The organism is Pedobacter sp. PF22-3 (assembly GCF_026239555.1).
GTDB lineage: Bacteria > Bacteroidota > Bacteroidia > Sphingobacteriales > Sphingobacteriaceae > Pedobacter.
This window is the reverse complement of the sequence record NZ_JAPIVP010000009.1, coordinates 178,902-194,609: the sequence shown is the minus strand read 5'-3', so window position 1 is coordinate 194,609 and position 15,708 is coordinate 178,902. Positions and strand designations below refer to the sequence as shown.

Genomic DNA, 15,708 nt, shown 5'->3' with positions numbered 1-15,708 from the left:
TAGCTAATGCTAATCATTTTGAACCTACATCAACATTAATCAATTTAACGAACTAAGATAGAAATTATGAATTCTTACAATGAAAACCTACATTCAGCCATCGTAAACTCTTTGCAGAGTCTGGATATTGAAGAACAAGACCTTAATTCGCAGGTAAATGCTGCGATGTTTACCCTTTACCATGCAGAGGGTGCTACCATTGCTGCAGAACAGAACCTCGCTGCAGCAACAGATGCATACAAATCTAAAACGGCCACACAAAACCAGGCCATTAAGGATAATAACGTTTTGGTAAATCTTTTAGGTACAGCTACACAGGCCAGTCAGTTTGTTAAACAATCTACAACCAATATGGCGGTGTCTGCATCTAATGTACAGATTGCAACCAATGCTATTGTTCGCCTGGCTGGTGATATGGGGGGGATCTACAGCATTTTAAATGCTGCAGATTTTGACAGCAGTATTTATATGCTGGCAAAAGAGGCCAGTAAGCTAATAAACGAAACGGCTTATGATGCAGAAGTAACTTCTCAAACGGCCATGGAAGCTTCTACACTTACTGCCGAAGTTTCTGCCTCAACTGTGCTTGATATGGCCAAAGCCACTAGCGGCCTGATGAGCTCAGTACTGAAAATTACAACCGCCGATTTTAATACTGCTACCCAGAATATCGTAACAGATAGCACAGCAATGGCTGCTGTACGGTCTACCGAAAAGCTAGATGAAGGTGCGTTAGAAATCATCAATATTTCTTACAATGCTACCAAATCTGCCTACGCGCTTACCAATAAGGAATTAAACCTGAACCTGAATGTAAAAACCAGTACCGATAATCCGCTTAGTTTTACGGTAAATTTTGACCTGATTGAAAGCCCGTTTCCAAGCGGTAAAACAGATGAAAACCCTATGTATCCGGTAGAAAAGTATTACATCATGGTGGTTAAGGATGATAAAAAACAAACTTTTTCTATTTCCAATGCAGAAAATATCCTGTTATTGGGCAACAGTGAGATTATCAATGTAGAACCAGTAAGCACTTCGACCGTAAGCCAACCGGTTGATGTATACTATAACATTAAGGATGGTGATAAACCAACTGTAACTGATTCAGACAATAAGGCAATTGAGCTGGGCGAAAATTATGTGGTATTTGTAATGGCCATTTTTACCGACGATTACAAAAGAAAAACAAATTGTTATGACGATTATTTGTCGGCACCATCTCAGGTATTTACCCTAACTACCGCACTACAGCCTGTAGTGGGCGAAACGATTAAGGTTGTGGCTTTTGATGATAAAAAATTGGCAGATAACGAACGTAACCTCGCATTAGCGGCTAAGAACGACCAGCTTAAAAACTCCATTGGTAAGGCAGATGATAATGCTACTGTAGATTTTACACATGTAATGACTTTTGAAACGGATGAAAACCCAAATCTGCAGGTAGAATACCGTTGTATGTTTTTACCAGCCAGTGCAAATGCCTCCGATCGTTTGCTCACCGTAAAATCGCTTAACTTTTTGGTTAAAAGTGAACTTCCGCTGCTGGAAGATATCACCATTGCGCTCGATCCGGTAATTGCCGGTTTGGAAGAAGAGAATTATACCAATGAACTTAAAATTGGCTTATTAGAAACCGAACTGAGCGAGCTGAATGAACAACTTACAGCCACAGCGAAAAAAGATGCACTTGTTAGCGATGAAGATGTAGAAAAACAAAAAATGTTAACTACAAACCAAAAAACACTTACATCGCAGTTAAAGGATTTGCAAAAAAGCCATGATGCCAATGTGAAACAATTCCAAAAACTAACAGCACAGAAAGATAAAATGACACAGTCTATTGCAGAAGAAACAGTTGCCAAACCGGGCTTCCTGTTTAACTTGCCTATAGCCGAACAGGTGTATGCAGACAGTTATATCATAGCAAGAAAAGACAAGGATAAAACAACTGCTAATACAGCGGCCTGGATTGCTTTTATTGGTCCAGATGCTACTGATAATTTTGGTAACAGGTTAATTGAGGGCGATGAGTACCTGCCTGTAGTGCTTTCTTATTCAACTGCAGCAGCAGAAAATGCAGGCGATTTTGTAAATGCCCTGTCTGAAATGGACAAAACAGAATATTTTAAGTATTAACGGATCATTAAATTATTAACATCATGAAAACGCCAACATCAGCAAAAAATATAACTGCCCCTATTCTCGAACGTTATAGAAAATACGGGGTTACCGAGCGTAAAAAAAACGAACTCGATGCTTTAAACATTCAGATACTGGATGCGCAGGGCAATGTAGCACAATATCAGTCTATTGTTAATGCATTAACCACAAAATCTAATGATTTACAGGGGTTTTTAGCTACTGCCACTAACAATAAAACACAGGCCTATAATAATAAAATCCTGATTGATCAGCTGGTGCAAAGTGCTGCCGACCTCGAAAGCAACTCTAAAATTGCTTTTAATGAAATGATTGAGGCTAACGTAATGACCAAACTTCTGACCACAAAAATTAATACGGTGATTGGGAAACTGATTTACAGTGCAGAAGTAATCAATAAACTGGCCAACCTTATTGTAAGAAAAAAGGCACTAAACCCATTAATTTCTGACGAATTGGTGAGCATGATTACTGTTGCAGGTACAGATGCCAACAATGCAGTGGCCTTAACACTGGTGGCTTTACAGAGTGCCTTTGTGGCGCATGCTATCGAAATGGAGGCCGAAACAACAATGGGGTTGGAATACACGCAATCTATAGGCTTTACCGAAATGCTTACCGGATACGCTAACGCCGATGGACCGGCTTCTCTTCAGCAACTTTTTTACCAGGCCTATGCTGATGCCAAAAAGAATTATGCTTTAGCAGAAAAAGCTAATTTTACCACTGCTAAGCAATTAAATATGGCAAAAGCGACCCTTAATACCGCACAGGTTAAACTTAAATCGCTTCAATCTGGTTTGGCGGCAGCCAATGCAGCAGCTTTAGCTTCTTAATTTGTTAAATTTAAATACTAATCCACCGTTTCTTCTATCACGAAACGGTGGATTATATATCCGTTAATTCGATATGGAGAATGTGTACAGGAATTTTTACCAGAATTTTTATAGGCGGAGCAGCGGTTTTATCCCTGTAGCGCCATTAGGCCAAGCTGTTTTACCCGGTGATTTTTTTCAGATCAGAAATGGGCAAATGATCGTACTTGGAAACATTTTCCGCAATAAGGTTATCGAACTCCAGGATATAGAAATTGGCTATAATAATAAGCTAAATCCTACAGGTTGGAGCTTTAGCGATGGCGTAACCAAACCCTATTCCGGTCGTGGAAGTGGTCGTGCCCCTATAGCCGGTGAATTTGAATTCAGCAAACAGATTCTTGCTTTTGCTGAAAAAGGCAGTTTCATTTTTAAAGCAAGTGAGCCCGAATCAACACGGATGCTCAACTGGAATGACATCCAGCAAGCCTTGATTATCAGGCTCACACAAACTTACTACTCGTTCAGGGAAGTTTATGTGGTTACCGAAGTTGCGACAACGACCGATTGGACACTGGCTGTTTCTGGTGGCAATTCAGCCGAACTCGAAATTGCAACAGACGAAGAAAATTTCGGTTTGGTTGATCTCTTTGGTCATCATTCTTCAAAGACTATTCAATCTAAAGATATTGAGTTTTATCACCGCGAAGAAAGACGGAAACCTTCTTTTTATAAAGCTAAAAAACTGGTAGTAAAAGAAGACAAGGTCGAAACTTTGGTGTCAGAGCTTATTGCCCAATGGCGTGGGTACAACGAATGGGCATTGGGCTTTTACGAATACGATTTTCATTATGATCATCATTATGTTAATGATCAGGGTGCCTACTCACAGGGTAATATACTCGATCTCCTTGCTCCAAACGAACTGAACCCGAATACCGCTCTGCTTTATTTTAAATGGGCAGATGCAAATCTTGATGATGTAGAAAAACTATTTAATCAATATGGAGAATAATAATGCTTTAACGGTACTTAGACAAGAACTTGATTGGTTAGAAGCAGTTATTGCCCAATGTATGGCCACTTATTTTCTACAAGAGGAGCACGAAAAAGACTGGATGGAAATTCCTTTGCCCAATCTTTCACTTAGTGATAGCCCTTATGCCGGCATGGTTAAAAAATGGGACCTGGATATTTACGCAAGGCTTGCCATTGCACTTAGCATGGCGCCACACCTGCGTCCAGAAATGCTGGATGTGTTTTTTACTAAGAATCAAATGCACGACAGAGGTTTTACCGAATTTGGAGGATTAACCACTAAAGATCATAATGGTTTTTTACCTACTGGCGAAACACTTTGTTTTTTAGGTAGCGTTAAGCATCCGGAAATGCGCTATCAGCTCATGGAGCTGCTCGGAAAAGAACATATTATTTATAAGGAAGATGTGCTCACCCTAGCCGAAACAGAAAGTCATTTGCCATGGTTAAGCGGGCAGTTAAGTTTAAGCAGAAGCTGGTTTAATTATTTCCTTACCGGAAAGAAACTGATGGTCGAAAATAGTGCTTCATTTCCCGCTCAAAAAATAAGTACAAAAATGGAGTGGGAAGATGTAGTGCTTGATCATTTGGTGCTTAAACAGATTAATGAAATTACTAACTGGTTAGCGCATGGCCATACGCTGATGGAAGATTGGGGATTATCCAAAAAACTGAAACCAGGTTACAGAGCATTATTTTATGGCCCTCCTGGTACAGGTAAAACCTTAATGGCTAGTTTAATCGGTAAAACAACCGGACGCGAAGTATATAAAATCGATCTGTCCATGATCGTTTCCAAATACATCGGAGAAACAGAAAAGAACCTGTCAAAAATATTTGATGTAGCACAGCATCAAAATTGGATCCTGTTTTTTGATGAAGCTGATGCCCTGTTCGGAAAGCGTACTCAGGCCGATTCGGCTAACGACAGGCATGCTAACCAGCAAACGGCCTACCTTTTACAAAGGATTGAAGATTTTCCAGGCGTAGTAATTCTGGCCACCAACCTCAAGACCAATATGGATGAAGCTTTCTCACGTAGGTTTCAATCTGCTATTCACTTTACCATGCCCTCTGTTCATGAACGTTATCAACTTTGGCAAAAAGCTTTTTCGGGTGTTTGCAAACTTGATGAAAGTATCAACCTGGAAGCTATTGCGGAAGAGTATCAACTGGCAGGTGGGGCAATCATCAACGTATTGCGCCATTGTGCCTTATCGGCCATTAGTAGAAACGATACCCTGGTAAACCAGCAAGAGCTGCTGGCGGGGATTAAGAGGGAATTTAAAAAAGACAATAAAACCGTCTTCATTACAAATTAAGCTCAAAGATGAACAGCTATAAAATAAGGCTCTATCGACAAATATGCCTGCAATGATGAACGTACAAGACGACCTGGTTTAAATAGCCCCATGCTTTGGCACAGGGCAATCGAAATATTTGTTATTTTTTATTTAAAAAGCTGACAATTAAATTGCACCGTCTTCTTTAACCATTTTATTAATGGCTTTTTGCACTTTGATAACGTCTGTTTCAACTGTTTTTCTAACCGCTGCATCGAATGATGCGGCAAATTCTGCACTGATGGAAATCTGGTCTTTTTCATTCAGTACATTGAGTACAAAAGCATGGCTTCCAAATTTAAATCCGCTTTTTATTTTGATCACGTCTTTTTCAAAGATTTTCAAAAATTCGTAGCTGTTGCTGATCTGATCAAAACAATCTCTTACCGTTTGAAAAACCAGGTGTGTTTCTATATCCAAACCGTTTATAATTACCGTTACCGAAGTAAGGTCATTTAGCTCCGGAAGAAGGTCTTCGCTGTAAATAATGTCTTTTGGGTCCAGGATTATAACCGTTTCCTTATCTGCACTTTCACCTTCCTGTTGTGTTAATTGTATGGTGGCATTACCGTCTTTTAGGGTAACGGCGCCTGAAGAAGTTTTTTCAATTTTAATATCGCCAATGGTATCTTTTATGATGCCTACAACAAGTTCTAGCGCTTTTGATTGGGTACTGTTCATTATGGTGTTTTTTGCAAAGTTAATACTTGACTATGGTGCAGTATAATTATCGTTTAAAATAATACAATGTTTGTTGCTAAGTGTTTTATTTTGAAGTGGTTATTTTTTAAAATATTAAAGCTTTAATGTTTTAACTAAGCGGAACTAAAATTGGGGATTTTTTATGGAGCTTTATGAGGTTTTACAGGCGGCGCTTCACAAAAGTTCTCCTCGTTTGCGCTGGTTTTCAAACTAGCGCATGCCTTAAAACAAACGCATCATAAATTCAATCTGTAGTTGAACAGTCATAAAATCATTTTATTCACTATATGAGAAACGTTAATTAAAATGAAAACAAGCTTTCTTTTAGGCGAAAATGCTAATTTCTTTATCTAAAATGAATCAGTAATTGCTTTCTTAGTTAAAAAGTATGCTAAATATGTTATTAATAGTTATAAATCACCTCTTTATGCACTAAATCGTTATTTTCAGAATGGAAACCTGAAGTTCAACTTCATTATAACTTCATAAAACTGTATTTATTTCGCTTTCGAATTAAATCATTGCGTAACCATAATTTATTGAAATCAACAAAGTATCTATAAACCGGTTGTAGATCACTTTTCATTATAAATTTGGTTGCCGAGGGAAACTAATTAGAGAAAAAAATAAATCAGATTAAAACCATTCCAAAAAAAATGAAAAGAGTTCTCATGTGCTTAGGCTTGTGTACTTTCCTTTACGTAACAGGTTGCACCTCGAAGAAAGAAGAAAAAGAAGAAGTAGCTACTTATGCGGTAACCACACCGTTAAGAATGGACACTTCCTTTACCAAAGAATATGTTTCGCAGATTAAATCTGTCCGCAACATTGAAGTTAGGGCCCAGGAAAAGGGTTATCTCCAAAATATTTATGTAGATGAAGGTCAACGCGTAAAAGCAGGACAGCTTCTGTTTAGGATTATGCCTAAAGCGGCACAATCTGAATTGTTAAAGGCACAGGCTGAAACCAAATCTGCTCAAATTGAATTGGAAAACACCAAATTACTTTCAGATAAAAATATCGTTTCTAAAAATGAACTGGCTATGGCCAAAGCTAAGCTGCAATCGGCAAATGCCGAAACCTCTTTGGCTAAATTCCACCTGTCAAACACCGAAATCAGGGCTCCTTTTGATGGTACCATCGATCGTATTCCTTTAAAATTAGGAAGTTTGGTTGATGAAGGTGCTTTATTAACCAGTCTTTCAGATAACAGTCAGGTTTTTGCCTATTTCAACGTATCAGAACCTGAATATTTAAATTATCAGAGTGCTGCAAAAGCAAAAAGCCAGCAAGAAGTAAGCCTATTACTGGCTAATGGCGAATTTCTAAAAGCAAAAGGTAAAGTAGAAGTTATTGAAAGCGAATTTGATAACGAAACCGGAAATATTGCTTTCAGGGCAAGATTTAATAATAGCGATAACTTACTTAGAAACGGTGAAACTGGTAAGGTGCATATGGTTGTTCCTTTAAAAAACGCCATCATTATTCCGCAAAAGGCCACATACGATATACAGGATAAAACCTATGTTTTTGTGGTTGATAAAAACAATAAAGTACACTCCAGGGCCATTACCATTGCCGGAGATCTGCCTGACTTATATATTGTAGGCGACGGCATTACCGTTGATGATAAGATTTTGCTTGAAGGTGTGCAGAAAGTTAAGGATGATGATAAAATTGCCTTTAAATTCCAGCAACCTCAAGAAGTGTTGAAACAATTGAGATTGAAAACAGAATAATCTAAACCCCTCTATACTTAATTTATGTTTAGTAAATTCATACAAAGGCCTGTCCTTTCTATCGTAATATCATTGGTTATTGTGTTTTTGGGGGTGTTGGCTATTAGCTACCTTCCTGTTACACAGTTTCCAACCATATCTCCTCCCAAAGTAAATATCACTGCTGATTATCCGGGGGCAAATAACGAACTGCTGATTAAATCTGTAGTGATTCCGCTTGAGCGTGCGCTTAATGGTGTACCTGGCATGAAATATATTGCATCTAATGCCGGTAATGATGGCGAAGCCTCTGTACAAGTGGTGTTTAACCTTGGTACCGATCCCAACCAGGCTTCACTTAACGTACAAAACCGGGTAGCTGCAGTGACCAATAAACTTCCGCCTTTAGTAATTCGCGAAGGGGTAAAAATCACGCGTGAAGAGCCTAACATGTTGATGTATATCAACTTGTATAGCAAAGACCCTAAAATGAACCAGAATTTCTTGTACAACTATGCCGATATCAACCTGCTTTCTGAGCTTAAGAGGGTTGATGGGGTAGGTTTTGCCGATATTTTGGGCGACAGGGATTATGCCATGCGGATCTGGTTAAAACCCGATCGTATGCAGGCTTATAAAATCTCAGTTGATGATGTAATGAAAGGCCTTGAAGAGCAAAGTTTAGAAGCTTCACCTGGTAAAACAGGGGAGAGTTCTGGTAAACGCTCACAGGCTTTCGAATATGTACTGAAATATTCAGGACGTTTCAATACCAAAGAAGGCTACGAAAACATTGTGGTTAGGGCTACGCCTGATGGCGAGTTGCTTCACTTAAAAGATGTTGCTGATGTAGATTTTAGTGCTTCGGCATATAATTTATATTCCACTTTAAACGGAAAAGCATCTGCTGCAATTGTTTTAAAGCAATCTTATGGTAGTAATGCAAGTCAGGTAATTAAAGATGTTAAGGCCAAAATGGCCGAAATTAAGGCAGCTTCTTTTCCAAAAGGTTTAGATTACGAGATTAGTTATGACGTTTCCAAATTCCTTGATGCATCTATCGAGAAGGTAATCCATACCCTGGTAGAAGCCTTTATCCTGGTGGGTTTGGTGGTATTCCTATTCCTTGGCGATTGGCGTTCAACGCTTATACCAGCAATTGCGGTACCCGTATCCTTAATCGGAACATTCGTATTTATGCAGTTCTTTGGTATCACACTTAACCTAATCACCCTTTTTGCATTGGTGCTCGCTATTGGGGTAGTAGTGGATGATGCGATTGTGGTAATTGAAGCTGTGCATGCCAAGATGGAGCACGATAGCAAGTTATCGGTATTAAAGGCTACGCAGTTAGCGATGAAAGAGATTGGTGGTGCCATTATCGCCATTACTTTCTTAATGGCCTCGGTATTTATCCCGGTAGCGTTTATGTCTGGTCCGGTAGGTATTTTTTACCGTCAGTTCTCCATTACCATGGCAACGGCAATTATTCTTTCAGGTATTGTGGCTTTAACGCTTACACCTGCGTTGTGTGCCATTATGCTCAAAAACAATCATGATGCCCCTAAAAAGAAAACATTAATCGATCGTTTTCTGGATGGTTTTAACCGAGGTTTCGCTAAATTATCGGGCAAGTACGAATTTGTATTGAGCAAGGTGGTAAGCCGCAGATTGTTAACTTTTGGAGTATTAATTGCCTTTTGTTTGGGTATTTGGGCACTAAGTGGAAGTGTACCCTCAGGTTTTATCCCTAACGAAGATCAGGGTATGGTTTATGCCATTATCCAAACGCCTCCGGGATCTACTTTGGAACGTACCGACCAGGTTGCAGAGAGATTTCAAAAAATCAGCGAACATGTTGATGGCGTTAAATCTGTTTCATCTTTGGCCGGATACGAAATCCTTAGTGAAGGTACAGGATCTAACTCGGGTACCTGTTTAATTAACCTAAAAGACTGGAGCGAACGTAAGCACTCTGCACAGGAAATCATTCAGGAATTAGAAGAAAAATCAAAATCGATACCTGGTGCAAATATCGAATTTTTCCAGCCACCAGCGGTTCCTGGTTATGGTGCTGCAGGTGGTTTCGAACTTCGTTTACTCGATAAAGCAGGTAGTGGTGATTACAAAAAAATGGAAACCGTTGCCAATGATTTTGTACGCGAGTTAAATAAACGCAAAGAGTTATCATCTGTGTTTACTTTTTATAGTGCCAGTTTCCCTCAGTATATGTTGGATGTGGATAACGATATTGCACAACAAAAAGGCGTAAGTATTGATAATGCAATGAATACCTTGTCTACCTTTGTAGGTAGCGATTATGAAACCAGCTTTATCAAGTACGATCGTCAATATAAGGTAATTGTACAGGCATTACCTCAATATCGCGCTTTACCAGAAGACATTTTGAAACTTTCGGTTAAAAACAGCCGTGATGAAATGGTGCCTTTATCGGCATTTATCAAAATGAGAAGGGTTTATGGTCTTTCTGAGATTACCCGTCACAATATGTACAATGCTTCTGAAATCAGCGGACAGGCAGCGCCAGGTTATAGTTCCGGTCAGGCCATAGAGGCCATTACAGAGGTAGCGCAGAAAACCTTGCCAAGGGGGTTCGGTATCGACTGGGCTGGTATTTCAAAAGACCAGGTATCAAGGGGCAATGGTGCCATTTATATTTTCCTGATCTGTTTGGGTTTCGTTTACCTGGTATTGGCTGCACAATATGAAAGTTTTATCTTACCGCTTTCAGTAATCCTTTCTTTACCAGCGGGTATTTTTGGTGCATTTCTTTTCCTTAAGTTGTTGGGTTTGGAGAATAATATTTATGCGCAGGTGGCCATGGTGATGTTGATCGGTTTACTCGGTAAAAATGCCGTGTTGATTGTGGAGTTTGCTACGCAGCGACAAAGTCAGGGAGCATCGGTGCTTAAGGCGGCAATGGAAGGAGCTAGTGTACGTTTCCGTCCGATTTTAATGACTTCTTTTGCCTTTATTGCCGGTCTGATTCCGTTGATGATTGCAACCGGACCAGGTAAAATCGGTAACCGCACCATTGGTTCTGCTGCTGCAGGAGGTATGCTTTTCGGTACAATTTTCGGGGTAATTGTGATCCCTGGATTATATTATATATTCGGATCAATTGCAGCAAAACACAAGCTGATCAAAATTGAGGAAGAACATCCGTTAACTGAAGAAATTGAGAATAATGTTTAAGAATAATCTATATAAAGGCCTTGTACTGGCATTAATATGCGCTGCATATACGGCCTGTAAGCTACCAGAAGTAGCACAACGCACCGAAAATAAAAATACACCTGTGAGCTTTAATGGCTCGCAGGATACGGTAAGTTCTGCCAGTATACAGTGGCGTAATTTTTTTACCGACCCTAACCTGATCAACCTGATTGATACCGCACTGAAGAATAATCAGGAGCTGAATATTACCCTTCAGGACATTGAAATAGCAAAAAACGAAATAAAGGCTAAAAAAGGGGAGCTTTTGCCAAATGTAACCTATGGTGTTGGGGCAGGATTGGATAAAGTTGGCCGTTATACCAGTTCAGGTGCAGGTGACGCTTCTACAGAAATTACACCAGGCAAAGGTGTTCCTGAAGTATTGCCTGATTACCATTTTGGTCTACAGGCCAATTGGGAAGCAGACATCTGGCATAAACTGCGTAATTCTAAAAAAGCAGCCATTAATCATTACCTGTCAACGGTAGAGGGTAAGAATTTTGTGATCACTAATTTAATTGCAGAAGTCGCAAATTCATATTATGAGTTGTTGGCATCAGATAATCAATTGGAAACAGTAAGGAAAAATATCGAACTTCAAAGTAATGCGCTGGAGTTGATGAAAATCCAGAAACAGGCTACAAGGGTTAATGAACTTGCTGTACGTAAATTTGAAGCAGAGGTATTAAGCTCTAAAAGTTTAGAATTCGATATTCAGCAGGATATTATTGAAAACGAGAATAAAATTAATTTCCTGTTAGGCCGTTTCCCTCAGCCCATTATCAGAGATAAGTCTAGCTTTACTGATTTGGTACCAGCAACCGTACATACGGGTTTACCAGCTCAATTGTTGGCCAATCGTCCTGATATTAAACAGGCAGAGTATGAGCTTGCGGCTGCTAAATTAGATGTTAAAGTTGCTAAAGCACAGTTTTATCCATCATTAGGAATTTCTGCTGCAATAGGTTACCAGGCATTTAATCCTTCTTATTTATTGAGAACGCCAGAATCCCTGATCTACTCTTTGGCAGGAGATCTTGCCGGACCGCTGATCAATAGAAACGCCATTAAGGCGGAGTATTCTTCTGCAAATGCAAAACAATTACAGGCTGTTTTTGATTATGAAAAAGCCATTCTAAATGGTTATATTGAAGTAGCCAATCAGATGTCTAAAATCAGCAACCTGCAAAAAAGCTATGATCTGAAGTCAAAACAAGTTACCGCGCTTACACAATCTATTGATATTTCGAACGATTTGTTTAAAGCTGCCAGGGCAGATTATTTTGAGGTATTGATGACACAACGTGATGCGTTACAATCAAAATTAGAATTGATCGAAACCAAAAAACAGCAGTTAAATGCTGTAGTTGATATTTATCAGGCACTTGGTGGCGGCTGGAAATAGGTGAATACCCAAGGCCACTTAAATAATTACAATAATTTAAAGTAATATAATCCTTATATTCAATCAGGCTGTTCCATTTGGAGCAGCCTTTTTCTTTTTTGTCATTCTGAGCGCAGCGAAGAATCTTTATAGCTACTAACGCTCGTTTCTAATAGGCGTTGAATACCTCGCGGTATCGTCATCCGATAGCAATCGGATGCGAGAAGGCTTTTTCACCCGATAGCCTGCCCCGATTTTCGGGGAAGCAATCTTACAACGATCGCTATTAGCGTATACATTAAATGATAACTTTTCTTTTTTGATCTGTGAACAGTTTATCGTTACAACCAGCACCCGCCTTACAATAGCCCTTTTACCCTTTGTTCATTTATTTATCATAAAATTCGTTTGGCAAACAATGCCATCAGCATGTGGTTATGTTTATCATAGAATTTATCATCATATCTGAAATAAAATGGAAACAACATTTAAATTTGGCGAATTAGAAGTTAACCGTTTAGGTTATGGCGCAATGCAGTTAACCGGTAATGGTGTTTTTGGTGAGGTAGAAGACCGCGAAAATGCAATTACCGTTTTGCGAGAAGCAGTTGCAAATGGCGTTAATTTTATTGATACTGCAGAGGCTTACGGACCAAAGTTTAATGAATCGCTTATTGCCGATGCTTTATCGCCTTTTCAAAAAGATCTTTTTATTGCAACTAAAGGCGGTTTTGACCGACCAGGCCCAAACAATTGGGTACCCAATGGTGCACCTGAAAAAATTAGACAGGATATTGAAGGAAGTTTGCAGCGTTTAAAAGTAGATTCAATTGATTTATGGCAACTGCACCGCATAGATCCCAATGTTGATGTTGCCAAAACCTTGGCACCCGTGGCAGAAGCCGTAAAAGAGGGTAAAATAAAAAATGTAGGTTTATCGGAAGTAACTATCGACCAGATTAAACAAGTGCAGGACATCCTTCCGGTAGTTTCTGTTCAAAATTTATACAATCTTGGTAATAGGCAATGGGAGCGTGTTTTAGATTTTACGGCAGAACAAGGTCTGGCCTTTATTCCATGGTTCCCGTTAGCTTCCGGTCCGCATAAACTAGCCGATAAGATTCAAGTGATTGCCGAAAAACATAAAGCAACCACTGCTCAGATTGCTTTAGCGTGGTTATTAAAAAGATCATCAAATATTCTTTTAATCCCGGGAACGAAATCTGTAGAACACTTAAAAGAAAACTTAAAAGCTGCAGAAATTGAATTGACTGAAGAAGAATTTGAAAGCTTAGCAAATTAAGGAGAAGTGGTGTCATTCTGAGCGCAGCGAAGAATCTTTTTTTTACAGGTCTTTAGCCTATTTAGAGGTTTTAGCGTCTCGCTAAGACCTTTTTTTATTAAAACGTGTCATCCTAAGCGCAGCGCAGGATCTTTTCCTGCCCACTTCTAAAATTGCATTTGTAAATAAGACATGACGGAAGCATTTTAATTACCATTATTCGCATTTTAGTATGATATTTAAAAATGAAACAAATCATTCTAACCGTTGCTATTCTATTTTCTATTACCGCTCAAAAAACTATGGCGCAAAATAAACCAGAAAACACACCTGCTATTTTAAATCATATTGCTGTTTATGTTTCCGATCTGGGCAAAGCAACTAGTTTTTACGAAAGTGTATTCAATCTTAAAATAATTCCTGAACCTTTTAAAGATAATCGCCATACCTGGTTCACTTTAGGGCCGGCCGGACAGCTGCACCTCATACAAGGTGCAAAAGGTAATGAAACTTTTGATAAAAACGGGCACTTGTGTTTCAGTGTTCCATCGGTTGATGATTTTGTAAAGAAACTAAACGCCTTAAATATAAGCTTCGAAGATTGGGCTGGAAAAGAAAAAGGAATTACGCTCAGGGTTGATGGTGTAAAACAGATTTATTTTAAAGATCCTGATGGACACTGGCTAGAAGTAAACGACGACAAGTAAAATTTTAATGAAGGTTGTATAACTTGTAATTTCGCCTTTAAGTTGTCACGTTGAGCTTAGCCTGTGCTGAGCTTGACGAATTATCGGAAGGCCCTTAAAACATTTAAAAGAGGTACTTCCATAAACTTAGGGTTTACCATACAACCTCATATCATGTATGTTTATCCATATCCTACAAGCCTATGAAATTTAAATACTTTTATGCGTTTTTCCTGATCGTTGGTTTAATCGCACCATCAAAAGCACAGCAGAAAGAAGCTGAAGCAGATTTTAAATCTGTAATGAATAAATATAATGCTGTTGGTGCTTCAGTAGCCGTAGTTAAAGATGGCCAGATTATTTATAACCACTCATTTGGTTTAAAAGATTTAGAGAAAAAAATGCCTTTAAACGATAATGATATTTTTAGGATTGCCTCAATATCTAAATCTTTTTCAGCAACAGCCATTATGCAACTGGTAGAGGCAGGCAAAATTTCACTTGATGATGATTTTGGAGATTTAGTAGGTTTTAAAATCAGGAATCCAAAATTTCCCGATCAGAAAATCACTTTAAAAATGGCTTTATCTCATACGTCCAGTTTAAACGATTCGCAGGGATATTTAAATTTCGATGTGCTTAATCCTGGTAAAAATCCAAACTGGGCAAAATGTTATAACGATTATGCTCCAGGCAGCAAATTTGATTACTGTAATCTTAATTTTAACCTGGTTGGTGCCATTATCGAGAAGCAATCTGGCGAACGTTTCGATAATTATATTAAAAAACACGTAATAAAGCCTTTGGGTCTTTATGCAGGTTACTGTGTCGATTCTTTAGATAGTACACGTTTTGTGAATCTGTACGAATATCATGATGATACCAAAACTTATACACTTTCTTCAAGCGCTTATGCACCAAGGCGCACAGAAATTGCTGACTACGTGATGGGATATTCTACGCCGGTTTTTTCACCAACAGGAGGAATGAAAATTTCTGCTCATGATTTAGCTAAGTACATGATCATGCACATGAATTATGGCACCTCAAATGGTATAAAAATAATAAGTAAGAAAAGTGCAAAAAAAATGCAAACGGCCTTAACAGCTGATGAAGGCTATGGCTTAGCCATTAGAACTGCAGATCACCTTATACCAGGAGTTAAGCTGAAAGGCCATAGCGGTTCAGCCTACGGTTTACACAGTACCATGTTCTTTAATCCTAAAGAAAAATTTGGCTTCGTGATTATTACCAATGGAATAGATGCAACCTACACAGATGGATTTCCTGATTTCAGTCGTGCGGCAATAAATAGTTTATACCAATCTTTTATTAAATAA

The 15,708-nt window shown here is 38.8% G+C and carries 11 protein-coding genes; 10 read left to right on the top strand and 1 reads right to left on the bottom strand.

All coding sequences use genetic code 11. The features are described from left to right. Positions 1 to 66: 66 nt before the first annotated feature. From OQX63_RS13525 to OQX63_RS13510, 4 genes are all read left to right on the top strand, one after another. Complete coding sequence (locus OQX63_RS13525; RefSeq protein WP_265851396.1) at positions 67 to 2,139, top strand: hypothetical protein; 2,073 nt, start codon at positions 67 to 69, stop codon at positions 2,137 to 2,139. Positions 2,140 to 2,162: 23 nt separating this feature from the next. After that, positions 2,163 to 2,999, top strand: a complete 837-nt coding sequence (locus tag OQX63_RS13520) for a hypothetical protein (protein WP_265851395.1) — start codon at positions 2,163 to 2,165, stop codon at positions 2,997 to 2,999. 73 nt (positions 3,000 to 3,072) lie between these two features. After that, positions 3,073 to 3,993 carry a hypothetical protein gene (locus OQX63_RS13515; RefSeq protein WP_265851394.1) on the top strand — a complete coding sequence of 307 codons (921 nt, stop codon included), beginning with the start codon at positions 3,073 to 3,075 and terminating at the stop codon, positions 3,991 to 3,993. Then, positions 3,983 to 5,338, top strand: a complete 1,356-nt coding sequence (locus OQX63_RS13510; protein ID WP_265851393.1) for an ATP-binding protein — start codon at positions 3,983 to 3,985, stop codon at positions 5,336 to 5,338. The genes OQX63_RS13515 and OQX63_RS13510 overlap by 11 nt, the downstream gene beginning before the upstream one ends. 147 nt (positions 5,339 to 5,485) lie before the next feature. Here OQX63_RS13510 and OQX63_RS13505 read toward each other — a convergent pair whose 3' ends face one another. Beyond that, entirely contained in the window at positions 5,486 to 6,040 is a 555-nt protein-coding gene (locus OQX63_RS13505) for a hypothetical protein (protein ID WP_265851392.1), read from the bottom strand. Positions 6,041 to 6,717: 677 nt separating this feature from the next. Between OQX63_RS13505 and OQX63_RS13500 the strand changes: the two genes are divergently transcribed. The 6 genes from OQX63_RS13500 (at position 6,718) to OQX63_RS13475 (ending at position 15,708) form a co-directional block, all read left to right on the top strand. Next, on the top strand, positions 6,718 to 7,800 hold the full coding sequence (locus tag OQX63_RS13500; RefSeq protein ID WP_265851391.1) for an efflux RND transporter periplasmic adaptor subunit: 1,083 nt from the start codon (positions 6,718 to 6,720) through the stop codon (positions 7,798 to 7,800). 24 nt (positions 7,801 to 7,824) lie between these two features. After that, on the top strand, positions 7,825 to 10,995 hold the full coding sequence (locus tag OQX63_RS13495; protein WP_265851390.1) for an efflux RND transporter permease subunit: 3,171 nt from the start codon (positions 7,825 to 7,827) through the stop codon (positions 10,993 to 10,995). Beyond that, positions 10,988 to 12,421 carry a TolC family protein gene (locus OQX63_RS13490; RefSeq protein WP_265851389.1) on the top strand — a complete coding sequence of 478 codons (1,434 nt, stop codon included), beginning with the start codon at positions 10,988 to 10,990 and terminating at the stop codon, positions 12,419 to 12,421. Before OQX63_RS13495 ends, OQX63_RS13490 begins: the two co-directional genes overlap by 8 nt. A gap of 454 nt (positions 12,422 to 12,875) precedes the next feature. Next, on the top strand, positions 12,876 to 13,703 hold the full coding sequence (locus OQX63_RS13485) for an aldo/keto reductase (protein ID WP_265851388.1): 828 nt from the start codon (positions 12,876 to 12,878) through the stop codon (positions 13,701 to 13,703). A 224-nt stretch (positions 13,704 to 13,927) separates the two neighbouring features. After that, positions 13,928 to 14,389, top strand: coding sequence for a VOC family protein (locus OQX63_RS13480; protein ID WP_265851387.1), 462 nt, complete (start codon positions 13,928 to 13,930; stop codon positions 14,387 to 14,389). Positions 14,390 to 14,571: 182 nt separating this feature from the next. Then, positions 14,572 to 15,708, top strand: a complete 1,137-nt coding sequence (locus OQX63_RS13475) for a serine hydrolase domain-containing protein (protein WP_265851386.1) — start codon at positions 14,572 to 14,574, stop codon at positions 15,706 to 15,708.

What these genes read in the sequence shown, in the direction of transcription:
- OQX63_RS13475 (WP_265851386.1), top strand. Translation starts at nt 14,572, where the DNA reads ATGAAATTTAAATACTTTTATGCGTTTTTCCTGATCGTTGGTTTAATC.
- OQX63_RS13495 (WP_265851390.1), top strand. Translation starts at nt 7,825, where the DNA reads ATGTTTAGTAAATTCATACAAAGGCCTGTCCTTTCTATCGTAATATCA.
- OQX63_RS13510 (WP_265851393.1), top strand. Translation starts at nt 3,983, where the DNA reads ATGGAGAATAATAATGCTTTAACGGTACTTAGACAAGAACTTGATTGG.
- OQX63_RS13505 (WP_265851392.1), bottom strand. Translation starts at nt 6,040, where the DNA reads ATGAACAGTACCCAATCAAAAGCGCTAGAACTTGTTGTAGGCATCATA.
- OQX63_RS13500 (WP_265851391.1), top strand. Translation starts at nt 6,718, where the DNA reads ATGAAAAGAGTTCTCATGTGCTTAGGCTTGTGTACTTTCCTTTACGTA.
- OQX63_RS13515 (WP_265851394.1), top strand. Translation starts at nt 3,073, where the DNA reads ATGGAGAATGTGTACAGGAATTTTTACCAGAATTTTTATAGGCGGAGC.
- OQX63_RS13520 (WP_265851395.1), top strand. Translation starts at nt 2,163, where the DNA reads ATGAAAACGCCAACATCAGCAAAAAATATAACTGCCCCTATTCTCGAA.
- OQX63_RS13525 (WP_265851396.1), top strand. Translation starts at nt 67, where the DNA reads ATGAATTCTTACAATGAAAACCTACATTCAGCCATCGTAAACTCTTTG.
- OQX63_RS13490 (WP_265851389.1), top strand. Translation starts at nt 10,988, where the DNA reads ATGTTTAAGAATAATCTATATAAAGGCCTTGTACTGGCATTAATATGC.
- OQX63_RS13485 (WP_265851388.1), top strand. Translation starts at nt 12,876, where the DNA reads ATGGAAACAACATTTAAATTTGGCGAATTAGAAGTTAACCGTTTAGGT.
- OQX63_RS13480 (WP_265851387.1), top strand. Translation starts at nt 13,928, where the DNA reads ATGAAACAAATCATTCTAACCGTTGCTATTCTATTTTCTATTACCGCT.